This window comes from Zoogloea sp. GDB6 (assembly GCF_056724105.1).
Map to the genome: position 1 here is coordinate 5,395,010 of NZ_CM161497.1, position 23,970 is coordinate 5,418,979.

Sequence of the window (23,970 nt, forward strand, 5' to 3'; positions counted from 1 at the left end):
ATATGGCTAGCGGCAAAGAGATCCGTAACAAGATCAAGAGTGTCCAGAACACTAAAAAGATCACCAAGGCCATGGAGATGGTCGCGGCGTCCAAGATGCGTAAAGCTCAGGACCGCATGCGTGCAGCCCGTCCCTACGCCGAGAAGATCCGCCGTCTCGCCGCGAATCTGTCTGCAGCCAACATCACCGACTACAAGCATCCGTTCCTCGTCAAGAAGGACAATGCCAAGCGTGTGGGGCTGATCGTCGTCACGACCGACAAGGGTCTGTGCGGCGGCCTCAACACCAACACTCTGCGTGTCGGGTTGAATGCGCTCAAAAATTGGGAAAGCAAGGGTGTCAACGACATCCGCGTGACCGCCATCGGCAACAAGGGGCTGGGTTTCATGCAGCGCCTTGGTGCCAAGGTGGTCTCGCACGTCACCCAGCTCGGGGATACCCCCCATCTGGAAAAGCTGATCGGACCCGTCAAGGTCATGATCGATGCCTTCCAGAATGGCGAGCTGGATGAAGTGCACATTGTTTACTCCCGCTTCATCAACACGATGAAGCAGGAACCCCAGCTTGAGCAGCTTCTCCCGCTGACCGGCGAGCGTCTCGGTACCCCGGAAGGGAACTGGGATTACCTCTACGAGCCGGATGCGCAGGTGGTGATCGACGAACTCCTGGTGCGCTATGTCGAAGCGCTGGTGTACCAGGCTGTCGCCGAGAACATGGCGTCCGAACAGAGTGCCCGGATGGTGGCGATGAAGGCAGCTTCCGACAACGCAGGAAGCGTGATCGGCGAACTGCAACTGGTCTACAACAAGACCCGTCAGGCCGCGATCACGAAGGAACTGTCCGAAATTGTCGGCGGCGCAGCCGCGGTGTAACGGTTTAACAAGTTTGGGGAAACGACGATGAGTCAAGGAACGATCGTTCAATGCATCGGCGCCGTGGTGGATGTGCAGTTCCCGCGCGACGCGATGCCCAAGATTTACGACGCCCTCGAGTTGGCAGGTTCTGAACTGGTTCTCGAAGTTCAGCAACAGCTCGGTGATGGCGTTGTGCGTACCATTGCGCTGGGGTCTTCGGATGGCCTGCGTCGTGGCATGCAAGTTTCGAACACCGGCAAGGGTATCGCTGTGCCGGTGGGCCACGGCACCCTGGGCCGTATCATGGACGTGCTGGGTCGCCCGATCGACGAAGCTGGTCCGATCGAATGCGACGAGCGCCGGACCATTCACCAGAAGGCTCCGAAGTTCGACGAGCTCTCTCCCTCCGTCGATCTGCTCGAAACCGGCATCAAGGTTATCGATCTGATCTGTCCGTTCGCCAAGGGCGGTAAGGTGGGTCTGTTCGGTGGTGCCGGTGTGGGCAAGACCGTGAACATGATGGAGCTCATCAACAACATCGCCAAGCAGCACAGCGGTCTGTCGGTGTTCGCCGGCGTGGGCGAGCGTACCCGTGAAGGGAACGATTTCTACCACGAAATGAAGGACTCCAACGTTCTCGACAAGGTTGCGATGGTGTTCGGTCAGATGAACGAACCCCCCGGCAACCGTCTGCGTGTGGCGCTGACCGGCCTGACCATGGCCGAGCGTTTCCGTGACGAAGGTCGTGACATCCTGTTCTTCGTGGATAACATCTACCGCTACACCCTGGCCGGTACCGAAGTGTCCGCGCTGCTGGGTCGTATGCCTTCCGCGGTGGGTTACCAGCCGACGCTGGCCGAAGAAATGGGCCGTCTGCAGGAGCGTATCACCTCCACCAAGGTGGGCTCGATCACCTCCATCCAGGCCGTCTATGTGCCTGCGGATGACTTGACCGACCCGTCCCCGGCGACCACCTTCCTCCACCTCGACTCGACCGTCGTGCTGTCCCGTGACATCGCCTCGCTGGGTATCTACCCGGCAGTCGATCCGCTGGACTCCACCTCCCGTCAGCTCGATCCGCTGGTGGTTGGCGAAGAGCACTACAACACCGCTCGCGGCGTTCAGCAGACCCTTCAGCGTTACAAGGAACTGCGCGACATCATCGCGATTCTGGGTATGGACGAACTGGCTCCGGAAGACAAGCTTCTGGTGTCCCGCGCTCGTAAGATCCAGCGTTTCCTGTCCCAGCCGTTCTTCGTGGCGGAAGTGTTTACCGGTTCCCCCGGCAAGTACGTTCCCCTGAAGGAAACGATCAAGGGCTTCAAGACGATTCTCAGCGGTGAAGTGGACCACCTGCCCGAGCAGGCCTTCTACATGGTCGGCCCGATCGAAGAAGTCTTCGAAAAAGCGAAGACCCTCTGATCAATGCGACCATCGCCCGGCGGCTCTCTAGCGAGGTCGCCGGTTTGAGGAGGAAATAGCTATGGCAATGACCATTCACGTCGATATCGTCAGCGCGGAAGAGCAGATCTTCTCCGGTCTGGCCGAATTCGTGGCTTTGCCCGGCGAAGCCGGCGAGCTCGGCATTCTGCCCGGCCACATGCCGCTGATGACCCGGATCAAGCCGGGCGCCGTGCGCGTCAAGGTCCAGAACCAGCCTGAAGAGGAACTGGTTTTCGTGGCCGGTGGCCTGCTGGAAGTCCAGCCCAACCTCGTGACGGTTCTGGCGGATACCGCCATCCGTGGCAAGGATCTGGACGAAGCGAAGGCGCTGGAAGCCAAGCGTCTGGCGGAAGAAGCCTTGCAGAACCAGGGTTCCGCCCTGGAGTATGCCAAGGCCCAGTCCGAACTGGCGTCGGCTCTGGCCCAGATCGCGGCAATCAGCAAGCTGAAGAAGCGCGGTCACTGATCGAGACGATCGGTTGCAAAGAGAAAGGGCAGTCCGCAAGGGCTGCCCTTTCTCTTTTCTGCTTCCTGTATTACCACCGGCGGTGGCGGACTTGTACGTTCGTGCTGCTATCTGTCGCACCAAGTTCGCTGGCCGGTGCGTGCCGTGTCAGCGTGCCCTTTGAGGACGAGTGGTTTCGAGTCTGCCCAGACGTTTTTCGAGTCGTGCCAGATCATCGCGTAGTTCGGCACTGGCGCTGGCCAGTTCTTCAAGCATGTGGCGCTTGACCAGCAGCGGGCGCTCCTCGCTGTAGTATTCGACCAGGTTGTCGACAAAGTTGCGGCTCGCCTGGCGTTGCCAACCGATGATGTTCTGCGCCGTCGTCACCGCGCGGTGGGCGGCGATGTCGCCAACCAGTTTGGCCAGGGCCTCCTCGCCGTCCCAGCGGAGTTGCCGGAAGACGAAACCGAGGGTGTCGGCGAAGTCGGCATTGCCGCTGATGCGGATGTCTGCCATCAGTGCGTCCGTGCCACTGGTGATGGCTTTCGGCAGCGTGCCCAGCGGCAGCTCCAGCGTGACATCCGGCTCAATGGCGGTGGCTTCGTTGAAGTAGCCGTCACCGTCCACTCCGAGGGATAGTTCCAGCGGATTCAGGCGAAGCACAGCGACCCGGCCCGCAAAGGGTGCGAGGCGTTCCCGCGCCCAGGGCGCATCGGCAAGAAGGTGGTTGAGGCCGGCAACGGCTGATGAGGCGAGCATCTCCACTCCGTCAGGGATTGCAGGGACCCGTGGCCCCCGCGTCATGCAAGGCAGGTGCTCCGGCGGCAGGGATCCTGCGCCGAAGACATTATTATCGGTTCAGAGCTTGTAGCCCCGGTGCAGCGCGACGACGCCAGCGGTCATGTTGAAATACTCCACGTGGGCCAGACCGGCTTCTTCCATCAGGGTCTTGAGGGACTCCTGGTCCGGATGCATGCGGATGCTCTCGGCGAGATAGCGGTAGCTGTCGGCGTCCTTGGCTACCTTTTCGCCCATCAGCGGCAGGAGCTTGAAGGAATAGAAGTCATAGGCAGGCGCAAGGGGTTTCCAGACCTTGGAGAACTCCAGCACGAGCAGACGGCCGCCGGGCTTCAGCACACGGCGCATCTCGGCGATGGCCTGATCCTTGTGGGTCATGTTGCGCAGGCCGAAGGCCACCGTCACTACGTCGAAGTAGTCGTCGGGGAAGGGCAGTTTTTCCGCATCGCACTGGGCGACCGGCAGCAGGAAACCCTTATCCACGACGCGGTCGCGACCGCGGGACAGCATTGCGTGGTTGATGTCGGTGAGCCAAACTTGGCCGGTTGGCCCGACCTTCTTGGCGAAGGCCAGGGACAGGTCGGCGGTGCCGCCGGCCACGTCGAGCACCCGGTCGCCCTTGCGGACACCGGCGATCTGCACGGTGAAGGTCTTCCACAGGCGATGCAGGCCGAAGGACATCAGGTCGTTCATCACGTCGTAACTACTGGCGACGGAGGAGAAAACGCCGCGAACCTTGCTGGCCTTTTCGGATTCGGCCACTTTCTGGAAGCCGAAGTGGGTGGTCTTGTCGTTCATGATCTGGAAATGGGAGCGATGCATGGGATCACCGGCAGCCTGCCGGCGATCGGGATTCAGTGGTGATGGCCACAGCCACCGGTTTTCGGGGCCGGTGGTGGCAGATCGGCGGGATCCCGGCTGCCGCCCTCGGTGGTGAGGCGGAGCAGGTAGGATTCCCACAGTTCGTCGCGCCTTTCGCCAAGGTCGTAGAGGTAGTCCCAGGAATACAGTCCGCTGTCGTGGCCGTCGGAGAAGACCGGGCGGATCGCGTAATTGCCGACGGGTTCGATGCGAGTGATGTCCACATCGCGCTTGCCCAGTTGCAGGACTTCCTGGCCGACGCCATGGCCGCGCACTTCGGCAGAAGGGGAAAAGACGCGCAGGAACTCGTAGGTGAATTCGAAACGCTTGCCGTCATCGAAGGCAATTTCCATCCGGCGGGAGACCTGATGCAGCTTGATCTCGGTGGGGATGGGGTCGTCCTTGTGCAGGCCTGCCATGCGGGGCTCCGTCGGTTCTATGGGCAATGTGCGAATGATACTCGAAGGTGAGGCCGGCTCCCCTTGAAGCCTGTCATTGCACGGTTGTCGTCGGGTGTGACATGTCATGAAAAGTTCAAGTTGCTGAAATACACTGCCTGCGTCCAGAGATTCCACCGAGGTATCCATGCCTGCCACCATCCTGCTCGTCGAAGACGAGCCCGCCATCCAGGAACTGATCGCCGCCAATCTGATGCGCGCCGGGCACCATGTGGTGCGGGCGTCGGATGCGGAAACCGCCCAGCGCATCGTGCGCGATGCACTGCCCGACCTGATCCTGCTCGACTGGATGCTGCCCGGCATGTCGGGCGTCGAGTTCGCCCGCCGGCTGCGCGGCGAGGAGCGTACCCGCGGTATTCCACTGATCATGCTGACGGCCCGCGGCGAGGAGCAGGACAAGGTACTTGGCCTCGAATCCGGTGCCGACGACTACATCACCAAGCCCTTTTCGCCGCGCGAACTGGTGGCCCGCATCAAGGCGGTGCTGCGCCGCCGGGCTCCGGAAACCACCGAGGATCCGGTCGAACTGGGCGGCCTGCGCCTCGATCCCGCCACCCATCGCTTGGCAGCGGGCAGCAACCCGATTACCCTTGGCCCGACTGAATTTCGTCTGCTGCATTTCCTGATGACCCACCCGGAACGCGTCCATTCCCGTGCCCAGTTGCTCGACCAGGTGTGGGGCGACCACGTCTTCGTCGAGGAGCGCACTGTCGATGTGCACATCCGCCGCCTGCGTTGCGCGCTTGAACCCACCGGCCACGATGGCTTGGTGCAGACGGTGCGCGGCAGCGGCTACCGCTTCTCGACCCAGCAGGAGACGCCGGCGGCGGTGCGCTGATCCGTGGGAGCGCCTCTGGAAGAAGTCACGGAAATTCGGCCGATCAGCTATGTTCGGGTCGCGGTTTTCACGGTTCTGACGGTCATTGCGCTGCTCGCGATCGCGGTCGGCGTTTTCTTCGGCCTGGTTCCGGCACTCGCCACCTTCTCGGTAGCGCTGCTGCTGGTCGGGCTGTACCACATCAACAATCTCTTCAAACTGGTCCGCTGGCTACGCACACCGGTGGACGAGGCGGTCCCGTTGCCGCGCGCCTTCGGCCTGTGGGATTACGTGTTTGCCGATGTGAACCGGTGGGCGCGTACTGCCAGCCGCCAGAAAGAGCGCCTGTCCGCGGCGCTGGAACGCTTCCGCGAGGCCAGCCAGGCGATGCCCAACGGCCTGTTGTTTCTGTCGACGAGCAACACCATCGAATGGGTGAATCGCCTGGGCGAGCAGCATTTCGGCCTGGATCGGGCACGTGACCAAGGGGCGCCGGTGACCAATATCGTCCGCCAGCCGGATTTCGTGCGTTACTTGCAGGAAGGGCATTACGAAGAGCCGCTGGTCGTCACCGCTGGCCGGCCCATCGGACGGACCCTGATGGTTCACGTGGTGCCCTTCAGCGACGACATGCGCTTGCTGATGTCGGAGGACATCACCCAGGGGGAGCGTCTGGAGGCGATGCGTCGTGATTTTGTGGCCAATGTGTCCCATGAAATGCGCACACCGCTGACCGTCGTGAGTGGTTTCCTGGAGACCGTTGTCGATGGCCTCGATGACCTGGAAAAGGACGATATCCGTCATTACCTCGGTCTGGCGGCTGAGCAGGCCGGCCGCATGCAGCGCCTGATCCAGGATCTGCTGACGCTGTCGGCACTGGAAACCGGTGCGCCCATCCTTCACGAAGAGCCGGTGGACGTGGCGACCCTGCTCAAGGAAATCCAGCAGGAGGCGCAAGTGGTGTCCGGTGGCCGCCACACGATAAGCCTGGATTGTTCGACCCATGCCCGTCTGTTGGGCAATAGTAAGGAGCTATACAGCGCCCTGATGAATCTGGCCATCAATGCGGTGCGCTACACGCCGGCTGGCGGCCACATCCGTCTAACTTGGAGACAGCGCGGTGCGGTCGTCGAATACATGGTGGAAGACGATGGCATCGGGATCGCGCCTGAGCACATTCCCCGCCTCACGGAGCGCTTCTACCGGGTGGACCGGGGGCGTTCACGGGAAACCGGCGGTACCGGGCTGGGTTTGGCCATCGTCAAGCACGTGTTGAGCCGTCATCAGGGTGATCTGCTGATCGACAGCGAGCCGGGCCGCGGCAGTCGCTTCACCGCCTGCTTCCCGGTCCGGCGCATGGTGGCGTGACGCCCGGACAGTTCAGTTTTGCACGTATTCGTAGGTTGCCTGATCGAAATTGGTGCCTCGGGCAACCAGATTCGTCAGGCGGATCAGCCTGGCCGAGCCGGTGTGCACCTCCAGTACCCGTTCAGCCTGGAACCAGCTGCCCGGTAGCACGATCGTTGCCGGTGCCCGCATGGCGGCGATCTCCGGCAACAGGAAGGCCTGTGCATAGGGGTCGCTGGGACCCACGTTGATGCCGGTGCCGCGCACCGCGCAGCTGCTCGGCAGGCCCGCCAGCAGGTGAATGCCGGTCAACAGCGTGCTATCCGGCTCGTACATCAGCCAGCTGACCTGGCCCAGCAGGTAATGGGTGCCGTCGCTGGGCTTGATGCCGACCAGTTGGTGATGCTCGATTCGCTGCACGGGATGTTTGCGTTGCAGCCGGAAGCCCGATACCGAGTGATCGACCGTTTCCCAGGCATCGATGTTCGAACCGCGCCGTATGGCTTCGGTCTCGGCATCGAGCAGCGGCGGGGTCACGCTCTCTTCCGCCCGTGCGCCGAAGGTGATCACATTGATGTCGTAGCGGCTACCCATCAGCTGACGGTGATTGGGGGGCTCGAAGTGCTGTCCCGATACGAGCAGTCCGATGCCGTCCCAATCGGTGCAGATCTTGTTTTCCCCTCTTTTGTTGCGACGGGGAAAGCGCCGCCCGGCGGCTGACATGCCCCACGGACGGTAGAGGGAAACCAGCAACCGGGCGCATGCCGGCTGGGAGCAATCGTCGCCGAGGCCGAGGGATGCCGGGCTGGTGCCCTGCTTGAATTCCGCCAGCATGGCCTTGATCTGCGCGGCGAGGCGATGGCCGTCGAAACGGCGCATGCCTGGCCGGGAGCCGATCAGGGCGACCGGGCGCAGCCCGTGATCCTCGTTGGGATCCAGGCCGTAGGCGCGGACATCGTCCTGTTCCCAGGTGGTCTGGAGGACGCAATATGGTGCAAAGCGCTGGGCCCAGCGGCAGATCCAGTTGAGTTCGCGCTGATTTCGTCCGTAAGGATTGGTCAGGTCGATCAGCAACAGCGTGATATAGGCTTCGTCCGGGCTCTGGGCTTTCCAAGTGCTGTTGAGGGGGTCGATGACCCGACTGTGCGTTGCACCCGCTCGGTCTGCTTCGAGATAGGCGTCATGGACCGCCTTCCACGCTCCTGGTGGTTCGGATCGGTGGGCCCGGAAATGTTCGATGATGATCTGCCCCAGATACTGGATGCGGCGCTGGGCGAGCAGGGGCAATTGGGCCCGGAATTCTTCCGAACTGCTGGCATGGCCTTCGGCCAGACGGGCGTAGGCGGTGCTCAGTGCGCTCCACAGGCGGACCACCTGGCGTAGCGTGGCATCTTCGGCGCTGTCAGGAGGTAGCGGGTGGGCGGCATAGCGGGACGACATTTCGTGCTGCACGAAAGTGATTGTCTGGCGCGAGGCCTCAAGGACTTCGAGTTGTTCCTCCGGTCCCAGTGGACTAGCCAGCAGGCCTTCGAGCATGCGCACCAGGGTGGCATGGCTCTCGCTGGCGTTGAGCGTGTGGAGATTTCTGAGCAGCTTGCGATATTGTTCGACGCTGCGCAGGTCGGTATAGGTCGTCTGCTGGCTATCGGCCATGGCTGGGTTCCCCGCTTCAGCCGGAAACTTGTTCGGCAATCGCGTTGCGGATGGCCAGGGCCAGCCGTGCATCATCCACACTGCGTACCGTACAGCAGCTGCTGTGCTGCGCCTGGCCCCAGATCGGTTCTGGGAAATGCCGGTCGTCGAGTTCCCGCGGGATCAGGTGCCAATGAAGGTGGGGCACCACGTTGCCGAAACTTGCCAGATTGATCTTGGCCGGCTGGAAGCACTCGCGCAGCGCCACCTCGACCGCCATCAGGATGTTGAAGCAATGGCGCTGATCGGCAGGCGACAGATCGCTCATCTCGGCGACATGTTCATTCCAGATCAGTCGGCAGTAGCCGGGGTAGTCCCGGTCGTTCACCCGGATGACCCGGCAGCTGGCGTCCTGCCAGAGCACGTTTTCCGGAACCGGGAAGCACAAGGGGCAGTCTTTCGGTGAACTTGTCGGCATGGCGATGATGAACTGCGGTCAGGTTGTGATGAACGATGGTGATCCGGTCGGATTGCCGCTCTGCGGTTGGGTGCGGTCCGTCTTCCGCATGCAAATGCAATGTCCGCTCATTCTGACACTAATCTTCAGTGCGCTGCAGGCTCCTGCCGAATGAAGGCACATGTGTTTGCAGGGCCCGCGTCCACCGGTGCGCCATCGACGAACAGCAGCAGGCTGCCCGGCTCGATCGGCATCCATTTTTCATTGTCGGTGAGCGGCGTGGTGGCAACCACCGCAACCCGGTCGCCGGGCGAGGTCAGTTCGCGGAAATCTACCGTGATGTCCTGGTCCTTCAGGTGGGCCTGGTCGAATGGAGCCTTGCGCACGATGTAGGTGAGGCGCGAGGCGCAGTGGGCGAACAGGCAAGTGCCGTTGGACAGCAGGAAATTGAATTCCCCATGGCTGCCGACTTCTGCGGCAATGCGGCGCACCACCGCGAACAGTTCTTCTCGCGACGGCTCACCATCCGGAAACTGGCGGCGCAGGGCTTCCATCAGGTAGCAGAAAGCGCGTTCCGAATCGGTCTGCCCGACCGGCTGGAAATAGCCGCGCAGTTCGGGATCGAAGCCGTTGAGATTGCCGTTGTGGGCGAACACCCAGTAGCGCCCCCACAGCTCACGCTGGAACGGATGGGTGTTCTCCAGCGTCACCACGCCTTGGGTGGCCTTGCGGATGTGGGCGATGACGTTGAGGGAGTGGATCGGATAATGGCGCACCAGTTCGGCCACCGGCGACGTGCTGCTGGCCTTGGGATCGAGGAAGACGCGCACACCGCGGCCCTCGAAGAAGGCGATGCCCCAGCCGTCGCCGTGCACATCGGTCAGCCCGCCGCGGGCCTGGAAACCGGCGAACGAGAAGCAGATGTCGGTGGGCGTGTTGCAGTTCATTCCCAGTAGCTGGCACATGGTCGTTCCGATCCTCCTCGATGGCCCCCGATTCGCCGATCGTTCGGGGCCTTATGCTAAATGGCATTTGCCTTTCGGCGGCACGCGCCGCAACATGGCGGCCGGCGGGCTGTTCCCGTCGCCAAGTGTCAGGGATTCAGCATGACAGACCATACCCTAGCCGACTACGCTGCCCAAATCGAGGCCGCAGGTCGCCTTTTTGCTACCGCAGAGCGCATTCTGTTCATCACCGGTGCCGGCTTGTCGGCCGATTCCGGCCTGCCGACCTATCGTGGCGTCGGTGGCCTCTACGAAGACGCCCACACCGACATCGGTCTGCCGATCGAACAGGCCCTGTCCGGCGAGATGTTCGCCCGGCGGCCAGACATCACCTGGCGCTTCCTGTCGCAGATCGAGGCCAGCTGCCGTGGCGCCCATCCCAATGCCGGCCATTACGCCATCGCCCGCCTGGAAGCACTGCGCGATGGCGTGACGGTGCTGACCCAGAACGTAGACGGCTTCCACCTGGAGGCTGGCTCCCGCGACGTCATCGAGATGCACGGCACGCTGCGCCGCCTGCGCTGCATCGACTGCGGGCGTGGCCGCCATGTGGACAACTATGCGGGTCTGACGATTCCTCCCGAGTGTCCGTATTGCGGCGGTATCCTGCGCCCCGACGTGGTGCTGTTTGGCGAAGCCTTGCCCGACCAGGCCGTGCACCGCTTCGAGAGCGTGCTCGCCGCAGGGCCGGAGCTGGTCGTCTCGGTCGGTACCGGCAGCGCTTTTCCGTATATCGCCGGACCCGTGATGTGGGCGATCGAGAGCGGTATTCCGACCATCGAGATCAACCCGGGCCATACCCCGCTCAGCGAAAGGGTGGATTTCCGCCTGTGCCTGCGTGCCGCCGAAGCGTTGCCGGCGCTGCTCGATGCGGCGGGCTTTTCCCTCGACACCGGCCGCGATGCCCGCGGCTGAGGCTTCGCGGAGGCGGCGAGTGCGCCTAGAATTCCGCCTTTCGCCCGCCAGAAACTGCCGGCATGGATCTCGCCCGTCTTCTCGCCCAGCTCGACGACACTCTCCTCAGTGAATTATTTACCGCCAATGCGCTGACCCGTGCCCGCGGCTATATCGGCCGCGTGCGCAACATCGAGGCGGCCGGCAACCAGCTGCAGGCCCTGGTGCAAGGCACCGAGCCGGTGCCCTACCGGGTCAGCGTGCGCATCGAACGGCGCGAGTTCTTCGGTGAAAGCTCCATCGAACTGAACACCCGCTGCACCTGCCCGGTGGGTAGCCGCTGCAAGCACGCCGCGGCGCTGATCCTCGCCGCGCGCCGGCCCGGCAAACTGGTGGACAAGCCGCGTGCCGAAGTGCTGGCCTGGGTGCGTACGCTACGCGAGCGGGTGGACAAGGCTGCGAAGGTGCGCAAGGCTTCCACGCCGCGGGACAGCATCTTCTACCTGTGCCGCATCATCCGCCAGCTGGGCAACGACAGCCTGGAGTTCAGCCTGGTCAAGGCCCGCACCGGGGCCGATGGCGAGCTGACCGGTTCGGCCAGCGAATGGACCAACTACGAACAGGCCCTGCTGCGCCCGCCGGCCTTCGTGCGCGACGAGGATCTGCACATCTTCCGACTGCTGCGCGAGTCCAACCGGCTCGGTGGCGGCTACGGCTGGCCGCTGCTCGAAGGTGCGCCGGGCCTGGCCGTGCTGGAAGCGGCGGTGGCCACCGGCCGGGCTTACCTGGAAATGGATGGCCGCGGCCATGCCCAGCCGCTGCGCGGCGGCGCGCTGCGGCCGGCCACGCTGGAATGGGTGCCTGGTGAAAACGGCGTCAAGGCCCGTGTGGCCGCCGACCCGGCCGCCACGCTGGTGCTGCGTACCGAGCCGCTGGCCTACATCGACAGCAGCCGCGGCGAGGCGGGCCGCATCCAGGTGGAGAACGCGCCGGTGATCGCCGAGTTGCTGAGCCTGCCGGCTCTGTCGGCGGTGGAATTGCCCGTGGTGGCCAGCGCGCTGGCCGAACTCGCGCCGTCACTGCCGTCGCCGCAGGGCAACAAGAGTGTCGAGCTGCCGCTGGTGGACGCCGCGTGCCGGCCGGTGCTGAGCCTGGCCAGCATCTATTGCTGGAGCTGGCGCCGTCACCGCGGCTATGAGGCCGATTTCAGCGGCAGCGAATACGACGTGGCGAGCCCCGCCTTTGCCTATGGTGAAGCCCGCCTGGAGCCCGGTTCGACCCACGACGTGGCGACCCTGCAGGACGGCCGCGCGGTGCGCGTGAAGCGCGATCCGGAGGCCGAGCAGGCCGCCTGGCAGGCCTTCCTGGCGGCCGGGTTCCTACCCCTCAAGCGCGGCTGGCTGATCAGCCAGGGCATCCCGACCGAAGGCCTGTACGGGCTGGAAAGCGAAGCCCACTGGAGCCATTTCTTCTCCCTCGTGGCGCCGGCGCTGCGCGAGGCCGGCTGGCACATCGAGTGCCCGCGGGATTTCCGCCACCGCCTGCTGGTCGCCAGCGACTGGCACGTGGAGATCGAGGAAAGCGACGATGGCTGGTTCGACGTGTCCCTCGGCGTCGAGGTGGAAGGCCGCCGCGTGGACCTGGCGCCGATGCTGCACGCGGTCTTCAAGCAGGATGCGCGCTGGCTCGACCCCAAGCTGATCGAACGCATCCCCGACGACAGCCAGGTGATCGTCCAGCTCGAGGACGGCGACCGGGTGGCGTTGGCTGCCGAGCGGGTCAAGCCGATTGCCCGCACGCTGGTGGACCTCTTCGACAACCCGTCCGGCAGCATCCGCGTGTCGCGCTTCGATGCGCCGCGCCTGGCGGACGTGCTCGGCGACGGCTGGCGGGCCCAGGGGCTGGAAGGCCTGGAGCGCTGGATCGAGCGCATTCGCGGCGCCGGTGCCATCAAGCCGGTGGCCGCGCCGAAGGGCTTCGCCCTCGAGCTGCGCCCCTACCAACTGGAGGGCCTGTCCTGGCTGCAGCACCTGCGCCGCCACGGCCTCGGCGGCATCCTGGCCGACGACATGGGCCTCGGCAAGACCGCTCAGACCCTGGCCCACCTGCTTGTCGAAAAGCGCGGCCGGCGCCTCGCCAAGCCGGCGCTGGTGGTGCTGCCGACCTCGCTGGTCTTCAACTGGCAGCGGGAGGCGGAGCGTTACGCGCCGGACCTCAAGGTGCTGAGCTTGCGCGGTAGCGGCCGCGCCGAGGCCTTTGCGAAGATTCCCGACGCGGATGTGTGCCTGACCACCTACCCGCTGCTGTGGCGCGACCGGGAACAGCTCGCCGCCCATGAATACCACTCGCTGATCCTCGATGAGGCCCAGACGGTGAAGAACGCCGCCAGCCAGGCCGCCCAGGTGGTGCGCACGCTGCGCGCCGAGCATCGCCTGTGCCTCACCGGCACGCCGCTGGAAAACCATCTCGGCGAGCTGTGGAGCCAGTTCGACTTCCTGCTGCCGGGCTTCCTCGGCGACGTGAAGGACTTCACCGCCCGCTGGCGCACACCGGTCGAGAAATACGGCGACACGGTGCGCCGCGACCTGCTGGCCAAGCGCATCGCGCCCTTCATCCTGCGTCGCCGCAAGGAAGAGGTGGCCAAGGAGCTGCCGCCGAAGACCATCGTGGTACGCAGCGTCGAGCTCGATGGCCGCCAGCGCGACCTCTACGAAACCGTACGGGCGACGATGGACCAGCGCGTGCGCGACGAGATCGCCGCCCGCGGCTTCGCGCGCAGCCAGATCGTCATCCTCGACGCGCTGCTCAAGCTGCGCCAGGTGTGCTGCGACCCACGCCTGCTGAAGACCGATGCCGCTGCCAAGGTAAAGGAGCGGGCCAAGCTGGACCTGCTGATGGACATGCTGCCGGAGCTGGTGGACGAGGGCCGCAAGGTGCTGCTGTTCTCCCAGTTCACCGGCATGCTGGCGCTGATCGCCGCCGAGCTGGACGAGCGGCGCATCCGTCACGTGGCGCTGACCGGCGACACCGTGGACCGGGAAACCCCGGTCCGCCAGTTCCAGGATGGCGACGTGCCGGTCTTCCTGATCAGCCTGAAAGCCGGCGGCGTCGGCCTCAACCTGACCGCCGCCGACACGGTGATCCACTACGACCCGTGGTGGAACCCCGCGGTGGAAAACCAGGCCACCGACCGCGCCCACCGCCTCGGCCAGACGAAGGCGGTGTTTGTCTACAAGCTGGTGGTGGCCGGCTCCATCGAGGAGAAGATCCTCGGCCTGCAGGAGAAGAAGGCCGAACTGGCCGCCGGTATCCTCGCCGAGGACCACGAGGGCAGCGTCAAGTTCGGCGAGGACGACATCCGCGCGCTGCTGGCGCCGCTGCCCGAGGCAAAGGGCGACGCCGAACCGAAGAAGCGCGGCCGGCCGAAGAAGGCCTGAGCGCCGTCGGCCCGGGCTGCGGCCGGGCCGGATTCAGCGCCGCGCGGCGCGCATCAGGCTCGCCGCCACCACGGCGAGGGCGAAGACCGCCGTCAGCAGCATGTAGCCCTGCGCGTAGGCGCTGAAGATGCCCGGCGCCGCGGTGCCATAGACCACCTCGCGCCATTCGACGAAGACCGCCACGATGGCCACCCCCAGCACGCCACCCAACTGCCGGGCGTAGCTGATGACGACTGTCAACTGGCCGAGCTGGTGGGGTTCCAGGTGATGCAGCGTGGCGAGGTTGAGGGCCGGCAGGATCAGCCCCAGGCCGATGCGCCCGATCACCGTGGCGACGATGATCTCGGTATAGGAGATGTGTCCGGCCTCCACCGCGAAGATCACCAGGGACAGGCCGAAGGCCAGCAGCCCGGCAACGGTGAGCCACTTGGGCGAGATGCGGTCGGCCAGCCGCCCCGCCACCGGTAGCGTGAGGATCAGCGCGATGCCGGCTGGTACCAGGGCCATGCCGGCACCGCCGGCGCCGTAGGATAGGGCCTTCTGCAGGAACACCGGCACCAGATAGGTGGATGCGTAGAGGCCGAAGCCGTAGGAGAAGGACACCAGGCTGCCCATCGTGAAGCTGCGGTCGGCGAACAGCCCGAGTTCGACGAGGGGTTCCGGATGCTGCCGGGCGTGGCGCACGAAGAGGATCGTCGCGGCGAGGGCCAGCCCCGCCTGGCCGAGGGTCCACGGCGACCATGGGCCGCTATGGTGGAGGCTCGACACGCCCTCGATCAGTGCCAGTGTGGCGAGGGTCAGCCAGCCCAGGCCGGGCCAGTCGAAGGGGCGCGCGACGAGCTGGCGCGGCTCCGGTAGCAGGTAGATGGCGGCCACCCAGGCCACCACGCCGAAGGGCACGCCGAGCAGGAAGATCGCCTCCCAGCCGAAACGGTCGAGCAGCATGCCGCCGAGGGCCGGCGCGACGGCCGGCGTGAGGGCGATGCCGACGGTGAGGATGCCCGACGCCTGCCCACGGGATTCGGCCGGGAACAGGCGCATCAGCGCCAGCACCCCCATCGGCTGCAGCACGCCGGCGGCGGCGCCCTGCAGGATGCGTGCAGCCACCACCAGCGTGAAGCTGGGCGCAAAGAAGCCGGCCACGCTGGCCAGCGCGAGGATCGCCAGGGCCAGCATGAAGACGCGGCGAAAGCCGATGCGGTCGATCAGCCACGAGGTGGGCAGCATGGCGACGGTCATCGCCGTCATGAAGCCGGTCATCGCCCATTGGACCTGGTCCTGGCCGAGCCCGAAATGGCGCGTCAGCGCCGGCACCGCCACGTTGAAGCTGGACGTGCACAGCACGCCGGACACGGTGCCGATGCCGATGATGGACAACACGATCCACTTGTACCCTTCGCCGAAACGCTGGCTGTGGGCATCGAACGGGGCGGCGCGGGGCAACAGGGGCATGGGTGCGTCCCGCTCGTGGGTTCTTACACCAGTCGGTTCACTGCTTCGCCGGCGGCGAAGGCCTCGATGTTGCCGGTCAGCTGGTCGGCCAGCGTTTGCATGGCTTCGCGGCTGGACCACGCCACGTGGGGCGTCAGGATGAAGTTGCCGGCGGCGAGCAGGTCGGCGGCCAGCAGCGGGTTGTCGGTGGGCGGTTCCTCGGTCAGCACGTCGAAGCCGGCGCCACCGATCTGCCGGGCGCGCAGCGCGTTCGCCAGCGCGGCTTCGTCCACCAGGCCGCCGCGGGCGGTGTTGATCAGCAGCGCGGTGGGCTTCATCGCGGCGAGTTCGGCGGCGCCGATCAGGTGGCGCGTGGAATCGTTGAGGGGGCAGTGCAGGCTGATCACGTCGGCTTCGCGGATCAGCTGCTCGAAGGCCACGTAGCCGTCGCGCAACGTCGCCGCGCCCTTGTGTTCGCCGCGGATCACCCGCATGCCGAAGGCCTCGGCGAGGCGCGCGACGCCCTGGCCGAGGGTGCCGCTGCCGAGGAGGCCGAGGATCTGCCCCGACAGGTCGCGGATCGGATAGTCGAAGTAGCAGAACTGCTCGCTCTTCTGCCAGCGCCCGGCGGCCACCGACTGGTGGTAGGGCGCCAGCTGGCGGGACAGGGCCAGCATCAGCGCCAGCACGTGCTCGGGTACCGTCTCGCGGGCGTAGCCGCGCACGTTGGCGACGGCGATGCCGCGGGCCCGGCAGGCTTCCAGGTCCACGTTGTTGTAGCCGGTGGCGGCGATGGCCACCATCTGCAGGTCCGGCAGGCCGGCGATGATGTCGGCGGTGAGCAGGCGCTTGTTGACGATCGCGATGGTCGCGCCGGCCAGGTGCTCCGCCACCTCATGCTGGGCGGTGGCCTCGTATTCGGTCCACTCGTGGGCGAAGGCGGGGCGGCGGATGTCGGCGATCAGCGCGCCGGATTCCAGGTAAACGATGCGATGCATGGCGGTCGGGGCGGGAAGCTGAAATAAGGAATCAAGCTTACCGTGCCCGGCCCGGCCGGCAGAACCGGGGTTTACCGCAGCCGGGGCTCAGAACTCCAGGCCGGCCTGGGCGGCGATGCCGGCCTTGAAGGCGTGCTTGACGACGCCCATGTCGGTGACCGTGTCGGCTGCCGCGATCAGTGCTTCCGGCGCGCCGCGGCCGGTGACGATGACGTGCTGCATGGCGGGGCGGGCCTGCAGATCGGCGATCACCTCGTTCACATCCAGGTAGGCGTACTTGAGGACGATGTTGAGCTCGTCGAGTACCACCAGGCCGATCTCCGGATCGCGCAGGAAGGCTCGTGCCTGTTCCCAGCCGGCCTTGGCGCTGGCGATGTCGGCGCTGCGGTCCTGGGTGTCCCAAGTGAAGCCGTCGCCCATCACGTGCCAACTCACTTCCGGCTGGCGGCGGAAGAAGGCTTCCTCGCCGGTGTCGGAGCGGCCCTTCACGAACTGCACCACGCCGGCTTTGAGGCCGTGGCCGAGGGCCCGCGCCAGCACGCCGAAGGCGGCGCTGGACTTGCCCTTGCCGTTACCGGTGTTCACCAGGAGAACGCCGCGCTGGTCGGTGGCGGCGGCAATGGCCGCGTCGACGACGGCCTTCTTGCGTTCCATGCGGGTCTTGTGGCGGGCGTCGCGTTCGGTGTCGGAGGAGGTGTTGTGGTCGGTCATGGTGGTGTTTGTGGGCTCGTTGGGGTTTGGGTTCTTGTGGTTTTCTTGTGAGTTTCCTGTGGATTTCTTGTGGGGAAAATGAGTTTGCCCCACAGGTACAACAGGCAGTGTGCAGGTCTGGACGGTGTCCAGTGGCTGTCAGGCTGGGACGAACAGCGTTGCCGTACCGTCGGCGACGGCCCGCAGCGGATGGCCGAAGGCCGCCGACAGGCGCTCGGCGGTGAGCACCTCGGCGACCGGGCCGAAGATATGGCCACCTGCGCCGTCGAGCAGCAGCACGTGGCTGGCATAGCGGGCGGTCAGGTTGATGTCGTGGAGGACCATCGCCACACCGGCGCCGGCGGAAGCCAGGGTGCGGAAGTGGTCCAGCACCGCGACTTCATGGTGCAGGTCCAGGTGGGCCAGCGGTTCGTCGAGCAGGTACAGGCGCGGCCGCTGGACCAGCAGGGTGGCGATGGCGAGGCGCTGGCGCTCGCCGCCGGACAGCGTGGGCACCTGGCGTTCGGCAAAGCTGTCGAGGCCCATGCTGGCTAGCGCGGTGAGGGCGATCGCCTCGTCTTCCGGCCCTTCCCAGTCCCACCGGCCGAGGTAAGGGTGGCGGCCGACGAGGGCGGTTTCGAGCACTGTCGCGCTGAAGAAATCCGGCTGGCTCTGGGCCAGCAGGCCGCGCAGGCAGGCCTCGTGGCCACGAGGCCAGGCGGCGTAAGGCTGGCCGGACAGCAGCACGGTGCCGGCGGCGGCAGCGCGCAGGCCGGCCAGGGTGTGCAGCAGGGTGGTCTTGCCGGCGCCGTTGCGGCCGAGGATCACCAGGGTGTCGCCGGGCTGCAGCGTGAAATCCAGTGCGCGCACCACGTCGCGGTGGCCTACCTTCACGGTGAGGCGCTCGGCGGCGAGGACTGGCGGGCGCACGTCCATCTTCATCGTGGATGCCTGGCCAGCAGGAACAGGAAGACCGGCACGCCGATCAGCGCGGTGAGCACGCCGACCGGTAGCTGGATCGGCGCGACCACGGTGCGTGCGGCGGTGTCCGCGGCGCACAGCAGCACGCCGCCGGCCAGCGTGGCGGCGGGCAGCAGCAGGCGCTGGTCATTGCCGATGGCCAGGCGGACCAGATGCGGCACGATCAGGCCGACGAAGCCCACCGAACCGACGGTGGTCACCGCCACCGCGGTGAGCAGTGCGCCGAGGCCGTAAACCAGCATGCGCAGGCGGCCGACCTGGATGCCGAGGGCGCGGGCGGTGATCTCGCCGCGGGCCAGCAAGTTGAGTTCGCGGGCGAAGGGCAGGGCGGCCAACAGACCGATGCCCAGCAGGGCCAGTGCCGGCCATGGGCGGGTCGCGCTGCTGGCGTCGCCCATCAACCAGAACAGCATGCCCTTGACGCGGCCTTCGGGGGCCAGGCTCAACATGAGTGCCACCGCGGCGCCGCAGCCGGCGGCGACGATGACGCCGGTGAGCAGGAGGCGGGTCTGCGTCCATGAACCGTCGCCATGGGCGAGGCCGAAGACCAGCAGCGTGGCGCCGAGGGCACCGATGAAGGCGCCGGTGTCGATCCACCCGGCCGTCGCTCCGGCCAGGATCGTGCCCAGCGCGCCAACCGCTGCCCCACCGGAAATGCCCAGCACGTAGGGGTCGGCCAACGGGTTGCGCAGCAGCACCTGCATCAGCGCACCGGCCAGGGCCAGCAGGCCGCCGCAGGCGAAGGCGGCGATGGCGCGGGGCAGGCGTAGCTGGCGGACGATGTCCGCCTCCATGCTGCTTTCACCGCTGCCCAGTGCTGCCAGCAGATCGTGCCAGGACACTGGCATGGCGCCGGCCGACAGGGACCAGGCGAAGGCCACCAGCGCCGCCGTCATCAGGCCGGCGATGACCAGCCGGGCGCGCAGGCGCATGTGGCGCATGCTCACCGGTTGATGTCGGGCGGCGGTGTGCCCGTCGGCCATGGTCCCTCCGTGCATGGGGCTTATTTCGGTGCGTAGCGTACGCCGAAGAAGACGTTGGCGCCGGCCGTCTTGAAGCCCCAGGCGGTTTCGTACTGCTTGTCGAGGATGTTGTTGGCCCGTGCTTCGAGGCCCAGCTCCTTGGTCAGCGCGTACTTGGCGAAGGCGTTCACCAGCCCGTAGCCGCCCATCGGGTTGACCTCGTTGGTACGGTCGTAGCGGCCGCTGGAACCCTGCCATTCGGCGCCCACGGTGAGGGCCGCGAAGCTGCGGCTGATCGCCAGATTGCCGGTCTTGTTGGCGCGGCGCTGCAGGCGCGTGCCGGTGTCCAGGTCCTTCGGATCGAGGAAGTCGATGTTGGCGACGATGTCGAAGCCGGCGAGCTGGCCGCCGTAGCCCAGGCTGATGCCTTCCAGGCGGGCACTGCCGACGTTCTGCGGGATGAAGTTCTGGTCGTTGACTATCAGGTTGCTGATGCGGTTGCGGAAGTAGGTGGCGCTGACGCTGTGCCCGTGCTGCTCCCACAGCAGGCCGACTTCCTTGTTGTAGGCGCTTTCCGGCCTCAGGTTGGCGTTGCCGTAGCCGGGGTAATACAGCTCATTGAAGGTCGGCGCGCGGAAGGCGTTGCCGATGCTGCCCTGCACGCGCAGGGTCGGCAGGATCTGGTAGCCGTAGCCGGCGTAGCCGGTGGTCTTGCCGCCGAACTGGCTGTTGTCGTCGTGGCGGGCATTGAGCTGGACCTTGTGCGGGCCAAAGCCGGCGGTCCACCCGAGCAGTGCCGAGTTGATCGAGCGGCTGACGTCGAAGGTGTCCTGGTTGACGGCCTTCTGGTGCAGGTTCTCGTAGGCGGCGAGCAGGGTGCCGACCGGCAGGCGGATGTCGTTCTGCCACATGAACTGCTGCTGGGTGGTCTTGATCGACGCGCCGCTGGGGGCGTAGGACGCAAAGTCCTTCGAGTCGTCCACCGACTGGCCGAAGCGCACGGTGCTGGTCCAGATGTCCGTGAGGCGATTGCGGCTGAACAGGTTCCAGGCGTTCTGGATGTTGTTGCTGTAGTTGTCGAAGCCGAGGCCCGAGTCGTAATGGTTGCGACTGGTGGCGTAGAGGATCGAAGCGCCCACTTCATGGCCGTCCGCCACGCTATAGCCCAGCTTGGCCGAGAAGTTGCTGTTGCGGTACGGATCCTTGTCCGGGTTGTAGTAGTAAGGCTGCTTGGTCTTGCTGTAGATGGCGCTGAAACCGTCGTTCTCGGCATAGCCGCCGCGCACCGAGTACGACAGCTTGTCGGTGCCGCCGGACACGCCGGCCGAGGTTTCGCGGGTGCCGTAGCTGCCGACGCCGACGAAGGCGTCGGCCTTCGGCGCGCCTTCGCCCTTGCGCGTGAAGATCTGGATCACGCCGCCGATGGCGTCGGCGCCGTACAGCGCGGAAGCCGGGCCGCGGACGATTTCGATGCGCTCGATCTGCGATAGCGGGATGTCCTGCCAGCTCGGCGAGCCGAGGGTCGTCGAGCCGAGGCGCATGCCGTCGACGACCAGCAGGGTCTGGCGCGGGCTGGCGCCGCGGATGAAGATGTCGGTGGCTTTGCCGGGGCCGCCGCTGGACGCCATCTGGATGCCGGGCTGGCGGGCCAGCAGTTCGGGCAGGGAGAAGGTCGAGCCGGCGCGTTCGATCTGCTCGCGCCCGATGACGGTCACGTCAGCCAGCGACTCGTCGGCGCGCTGGGCCTGGCGGGTGGCGGTGACGACGACGGTGGGCTGCTCGGTTGCGGCCTGCGCCAGGCTGGGAAACACGGAAGCGACCGCGAGGGCGGCGGTGGAAAGGCGGATGATCATCTGTCAGGTTCTCCCGGACCCGGTGGCGTCCCCGCCGACTCGGGTGGATTGCGTGTGGAAGCGCAGGGGAGGTACCGCAGAAGGCCGGACAGGATCACGGCCGCGCGCGTTGCCACCACCCCGTGGCACTTCCGCTGTTGTGTGATCGAGGCCGGTATCCGGGCTCGCAAGCCGAGCCGGTGCGGCACAATGCCGACCGGACAGGACGCATCGCCTTCCCAGGCCCGTAAGGCCCAGTGGCTATGTGATGCGCCTTGCGCTTCCTTACCGTTGCGGGGGCAGCACAGGCCTTGCGGCTTCCGTGTGGAAGCACGCGCACCTGTTTCCCGTTTAACTCCTGGCCTGGACGGCCGCTGGAGCACCTGGAGCACGCGTATCGCCGGGCCGACTCGGCCCTGTGGCGACAACGGCTGCGATAATAGCACCAAAATCAGTCACTTCCCGAATTGGGTTGACGTGAGCGTCAATCTGCTGGAGCCCTCTTATGTCATCCGAATTGATCCTGGGCGGCGCCCGTTCCGGCAAGAGCCGCCACGCCGAACAGGCCGCCGCGGCGAGCGGCCTGGCTGTGTATGTGATCGTTACCGCCGAGGCGCTGGACGAGGAAATGTGCGTGCGCATCGCCCGTCACCAGGCCGACCGGCCGGCAGGCTGGAATGTCGTCGAAGCGCCCCGCGCGCTGGCGGCGGCACTGCAGGCGACGGCGACGCCGGAGCGCTGCGTGGTCGTCGATTGCCTGACCCTGTGGCTGGCCAACCTGCTCGACGGGGCCGAGAACCTGCCGCCGGCCGCCGGTGCCGAGCTGCTGCCGGCCTTCGCCCGCGAGCGTGCGGCGTTGCTCGAACTGATTCCGCAATTGCCGGGGAAAGTGATCTTCGTCGCCAATGAGGTGGGTCTCGGCCTGGTGCCGGAGAGTCCGCTGGGCCGCCTGTTCCGCGACGAGGCCGGGCGTCTCAACCAGGCTGTGGCGGCCCTGTGCGGGCGGGTGACTTTCGTCGCCGCGGGCCTGCCGCTGGTCCTCAAGGGGGCCTGAAGGGCGGGTGGTAATAGGTCACAGTTCGGCGATGTCCCGCCACATAGCGGCCGCTGCTTGCTGCACGGCACCATCGATCCCTTAAAAAAACAAAAGGGATCCACACCATGAGCACCCAACGCCTTGCCAGCAACGTCGGGCAGATCTGCCGTATTGCGCTGCCGTCCTACCCGGGCAGCGGCGCCACCTGGTACGTGGATGGCGCCAACGGCGCGGTCCGCGTATGCCTCGAGGAAAGCCAGGCGACGGTCGCGCAGCGGCGCGACGGCAGCCAGGTCTTTTCGGTGATCGGCGAAGTGGCTGGCGACTACGAACTGCGTTTCGTGCTAAAGCGCGCGTGGGAGCGCGAGGTGCGCAACAGCCGCCGGGTCGTCCTGCAGGTTCGTTCGCTGGGCGGGAAAAGCCGCGCCAATTAAGGCTTTGCGGCCGTCCGGCGGATATCGCGGGGCGGCCGTCCAGGGGCGCTGGCGCTTGAACAAATGATTTCGGCGTCCTAGCATCCGCGGCCTCGACACCGTCCGCAGATGCGTCCCATGACCTACGCCATCGTCCGTCCCGACCAGTCCCTCGCCCCCGCGCTGCAGCAGCGCATCGACACCAAGACCAAGCCCCTCGGCGCCCTTGGCCGCCTCGAGCCGCTGGCCCGCCAGATCGGCCTGATCCAGCAGACCCTCAGCCCCGAACTGCGCCGGCCGCACATGCTGGTGTTTGCCGGCGACCACGGCGCGGCCAAGGCGGGCGTGTCCGCCTACCCGCAGGACGTGACCTGGCAGATGGTCGAGAACTTCCTTGCCGGCGGCGCAGCGATCAACGTCTTTGCGCGCCAGATGGGCATGGGCCTGACAGTGGTGGATGCCGGCGTGGCCCACGACTTTGGCAGCCGCCCCGGCCTGATCGACGCCAAGGTGGCACCGGGCACCGCCAACTACCTGGAAGAACCGGCGCTGACCGTCGCCCAGCGTGACGCTGCGCTGGCCCGTGGCCGCGAGCTGGTCCGCGGCCTGGCCGCCGACGGCTGCAACGTGGTCGGTTTCGGCGAGATGGGCATCGGCAACACCGCCGCCGCGTCGCTGCTGACCCACTGCCTGACCGGCGCCGAGCTGGACGTGGTGATCGGCCGTGGTACTGGCCTCGACGACGCGGGCATGACCCGCAAGCGTGCGCTGCTGGCCAAGGCCGTGGCCCGTGGCGGACGCCGCGGCGATCCGCTGGAAGCGCTGACCGAGTACGGCGGCCTGGAGATCGCGATGATGGCGGGTGCGATGCTCGGCGCCGCCGAAGCCGGCATGCTGCTGCTGATCGACGGCTTCATCGTCACCAGCGCGCTGCTGGTGGCCTATGAGATCGCCCCGGAAATCATCGATTACTGCGTGTTCGCGCACCGTTCCGAAGAGCCCGGCCACGCCGTGCAGCTGGCCCACCTGGGTGCCGCCCCGCTGGTCCAGCTCGACTTGCGCCTTGGCGAGGGCACTGGCGCCGCGCTGGCCTTCCCGCTGGTGCAGGCGGCGGTCAATTTCCTCAACGAAATGGCCAGCTTCGAATCCGCCGGCGTCAGCGGCAAGGACGCGTGAGACA

General features: G+C 66.1%; 22 protein-coding genes and 1 riboswitch. Of the genes, 10 read left to right on the forward strand and 12 right to left on the reverse strand.

The annotated features are described in order from the left end of the window. Positions 1 to 2 precede the first annotated feature (2 nt). From atpG to AC1PQG_RS24625, 3 genes are all read left to right on the forward strand, one after another. Positions 3 to 872, forward strand: coding sequence for a F0F1 ATP synthase subunit gamma (gene atpG / locus AC1PQG_RS24615; RefSeq protein ID WP_481120357.1), 870 nt, complete (start codon positions 3 to 5; stop codon positions 870 to 872). Between the two features lie 27 nt (positions 873 to 899). Continuing rightward, the gene (gene atpD, locus AC1PQG_RS24620; protein ID WP_079434625.1) at positions 900 to 2,276 is read left to right on the forward strand and encodes a F0F1 ATP synthase subunit beta; all 1,377 of its coding nucleotides are present in this window, start codon (positions 900 to 902) and stop codon (positions 2,274 to 2,276) included. A 61-nt stretch (positions 2,277 to 2,337) separates the two neighbouring features. Beyond that, positions 2,338 to 2,763 carry a F0F1 ATP synthase subunit epsilon gene (locus AC1PQG_RS24625; RefSeq protein ID WP_374486207.1) on the forward strand — a complete coding sequence of 142 codons (426 nt, stop codon included), beginning with the start codon at positions 2,338 to 2,340 and terminating at the stop codon, positions 2,761 to 2,763. Between the two features lie 147 nt (positions 2,764 to 2,910). Here the strand turns inward: AC1PQG_RS24625 and AC1PQG_RS24630 are convergent, their stop codons facing one another. From AC1PQG_RS24630 to AC1PQG_RS24640, 3 genes are all read right to left on the reverse strand, one after another. Beyond that, the gene (locus tag AC1PQG_RS24630) at positions 2,911 to 3,501 is read right to left on the reverse strand and encodes a ubiquinone biosynthesis accessory factor UbiJ (RefSeq protein ID WP_481120358.1); all 591 of its coding nucleotides are present in this window, start codon (positions 3,499 to 3,501) and stop codon (positions 2,911 to 2,913) included. Positions 3,502 to 3,600: 99 nt separating this feature from the next. Beyond that, positions 3,601 to 4,338, reverse strand: a complete 738-nt coding sequence (gene ubiE / locus AC1PQG_RS24635; protein WP_481123058.1) for a bifunctional demethylmenaquinone methyltransferase/2-methoxy-6-polyprenyl-1,4-benzoquinol methylase UbiE — start codon at positions 4,336 to 4,338, stop codon at positions 3,601 to 3,603. Positions 4,339 to 4,394: 56 nt separating this feature from the next. Further along, a complete protein-coding gene (locus AC1PQG_RS24640) occupies positions 4,395 to 4,820 on the reverse strand; it encodes a gamma-butyrobetaine hydroxylase family protein (protein ID WP_481120359.1) in 426 nt (141 codons plus the stop codon). A gap of 166 nt (positions 4,821 to 4,986) precedes the next feature. Between AC1PQG_RS24640 and phoB the strand changes: the two genes are divergently transcribed. Then, the gene (phoB, locus tag AC1PQG_RS24645) at positions 4,987 to 5,697 is read left to right on the forward strand and encodes a phosphate regulon transcriptional regulator PhoB (protein WP_481116578.1); all 711 of its coding nucleotides are present in this window, start codon (positions 4,987 to 4,989) and stop codon (positions 5,695 to 5,697) included. A 3-nt stretch (positions 5,698 to 5,700) separates the two neighbouring features. After that, on the forward strand, positions 5,701 to 7,044 hold the full coding sequence (gene phoR / locus AC1PQG_RS24650; protein WP_481120360.1) for a phosphate regulon sensor histidine kinase PhoR: 1,344 nt from the start codon (positions 5,701 to 5,703) through the stop codon (positions 7,042 to 7,044). Positions 7,045 to 7,056: 12 nt separating this feature from the next. Here phoR and AC1PQG_RS24655 read toward each other — a convergent pair whose 3' ends face one another. From AC1PQG_RS24655 to AC1PQG_RS24665, 3 genes are all read right to left on the reverse strand, one after another. Next, the gene (locus AC1PQG_RS24655; protein WP_481120361.1) at positions 7,057 to 8,676 is read right to left on the reverse strand and encodes a hypothetical protein; all 1,620 of its coding nucleotides are present in this window, start codon (positions 8,674 to 8,676) and stop codon (positions 7,057 to 7,059) included. 16 nt (positions 8,677 to 8,692) lie between these two features. Continuing rightward, positions 8,693 to 9,079 carry an HIT family protein gene (locus AC1PQG_RS24660; protein WP_481120362.1) on the reverse strand — a complete coding sequence of 129 codons (387 nt, stop codon included), beginning with the start codon at positions 9,077 to 9,079 and terminating at the stop codon, positions 8,693 to 8,695. Positions 9,080 to 9,258: 179 nt separating this feature from the next. Further along, the gene (locus AC1PQG_RS24665) at positions 9,259 to 10,077 is read right to left on the reverse strand and encodes a class II glutamine amidotransferase (protein ID WP_481120363.1); all 819 of its coding nucleotides are present in this window, start codon (positions 10,075 to 10,077) and stop codon (positions 9,259 to 9,261) included. Positions 10,078 to 10,218: 141 nt separating this feature from the next. Here AC1PQG_RS24665 and AC1PQG_RS24670 point away from each other — a divergent pair, with 141 nt between their 5' ends. Both AC1PQG_RS24670 and AC1PQG_RS24675 read left to right on the forward strand, forming a co-directional pair. Next, complete coding sequence (locus tag AC1PQG_RS24670) at positions 10,219 to 11,031, forward strand: SIR2 family NAD-dependent protein deacylase (protein WP_481120364.1); 813 nt, start codon at positions 10,219 to 10,221, stop codon at positions 11,029 to 11,031. 62 nt (positions 11,032 to 11,093) lie between these two features. After that, on the forward strand, positions 11,094 to 14,447 hold the full coding sequence (locus AC1PQG_RS24675; RefSeq protein WP_481120365.1) for an SNF2-related protein: 3,354 nt from the start codon (positions 11,094 to 11,096) through the stop codon (positions 14,445 to 14,447). Between the two features lie 33 nt (positions 14,448 to 14,480). Here AC1PQG_RS24675 and AC1PQG_RS24680 read toward each other — a convergent pair whose 3' ends face one another. The 6 genes from AC1PQG_RS24680 to AC1PQG_RS24705 form a co-directional block, all read right to left on the reverse strand. Next, on the reverse strand, positions 14,481 to 15,899 hold the full coding sequence (locus tag AC1PQG_RS24680; protein ID WP_481120366.1) for a DHA2 family efflux MFS transporter permease subunit: 1,419 nt from the start codon (positions 15,897 to 15,899) through the stop codon (positions 14,481 to 14,483). A gap of 23 nt (positions 15,900 to 15,922) precedes the next feature. After that, positions 15,923 to 16,876 carry a D-2-hydroxyacid dehydrogenase gene (locus AC1PQG_RS24685; protein WP_481120367.1) on the reverse strand — a complete coding sequence of 318 codons (954 nt, stop codon included), beginning with the start codon at positions 16,874 to 16,876 and terminating at the stop codon, positions 15,923 to 15,925. A gap of 87 nt (positions 16,877 to 16,963) precedes the next feature. Beyond that, complete coding sequence (cobO, locus tag AC1PQG_RS24690) at positions 16,964 to 17,587, reverse strand: cob(I)yrinic acid a,c-diamide adenosyltransferase (protein ID WP_374486194.1); 624 nt, start codon at positions 17,585 to 17,587, stop codon at positions 16,964 to 16,966. 138 nt (positions 17,588 to 17,725) lie between these two features. After that, positions 17,726 to 18,508: an ABC transporter ATP-binding protein gene (locus tag AC1PQG_RS24695; protein ID WP_481120368.1), complete on the reverse strand. Its 783-nt coding sequence runs from the start codon at positions 18,506 to 18,508 to the stop codon at positions 17,726 to 17,728. Then, positions 18,505 to 19,488 carry a FecCD family ABC transporter permease gene (locus AC1PQG_RS24700; RefSeq protein WP_481123059.1) on the reverse strand — a complete coding sequence of 328 codons (984 nt, stop codon included), beginning with the start codon at positions 19,486 to 19,488 and terminating at the stop codon, positions 18,505 to 18,507. Before AC1PQG_RS24700 ends, AC1PQG_RS24695 begins: the two co-directional genes overlap by 4 nt. Before the next feature lie 62 nt (positions 19,489 to 19,550). Continuing rightward, entirely contained in the window at positions 19,551 to 21,362 is a 1,812-nt protein-coding gene (locus AC1PQG_RS24705; protein WP_481120369.1) for a TonB-dependent receptor domain-containing protein, read from the reverse strand. A gap of 132 nt (positions 21,363 to 21,494) precedes the next feature. Then, positions 21,495 to 21,743, reverse strand: a riboswitch (cobalamin riboswitch). Positions 21,744 to 21,846: 103 nt separating this feature from the next. Between AC1PQG_RS24705 and cobU the strand changes: the two genes are divergently transcribed. The 3 genes from cobU to cobT all read left to right on the forward strand — a co-directional run bounded on the left by cobU (position 21,847) and on the right by cobT (position 23,966). Continuing rightward, complete coding sequence (cobU, locus tag AC1PQG_RS24710) at positions 21,847 to 22,395, forward strand: bifunctional adenosylcobinamide kinase/adenosylcobinamide-phosphate guanylyltransferase (RefSeq protein ID WP_481120370.1); 549 nt, start codon at positions 21,847 to 21,849, stop codon at positions 22,393 to 22,395. Positions 22,396 to 22,502: 107 nt separating this feature from the next. Further along, complete coding sequence (locus tag AC1PQG_RS24715; RefSeq protein ID WP_481120371.1) at positions 22,503 to 22,811, forward strand: protease inhibitor I42 family protein; 309 nt, start codon at positions 22,503 to 22,505, stop codon at positions 22,809 to 22,811. A 117-nt stretch (positions 22,812 to 22,928) separates the two neighbouring features. After that, on the forward strand, positions 22,929 to 23,966 hold the full coding sequence (cobT, locus tag AC1PQG_RS24720; RefSeq protein WP_481120372.1) for a nicotinate-nucleotide--dimethylbenzimidazole phosphoribosyltransferase: 1,038 nt from the start codon (positions 22,929 to 22,931) through the stop codon (positions 23,964 to 23,966). Positions 23,967 to 23,970: the final 4 nt, after the last annotated feature.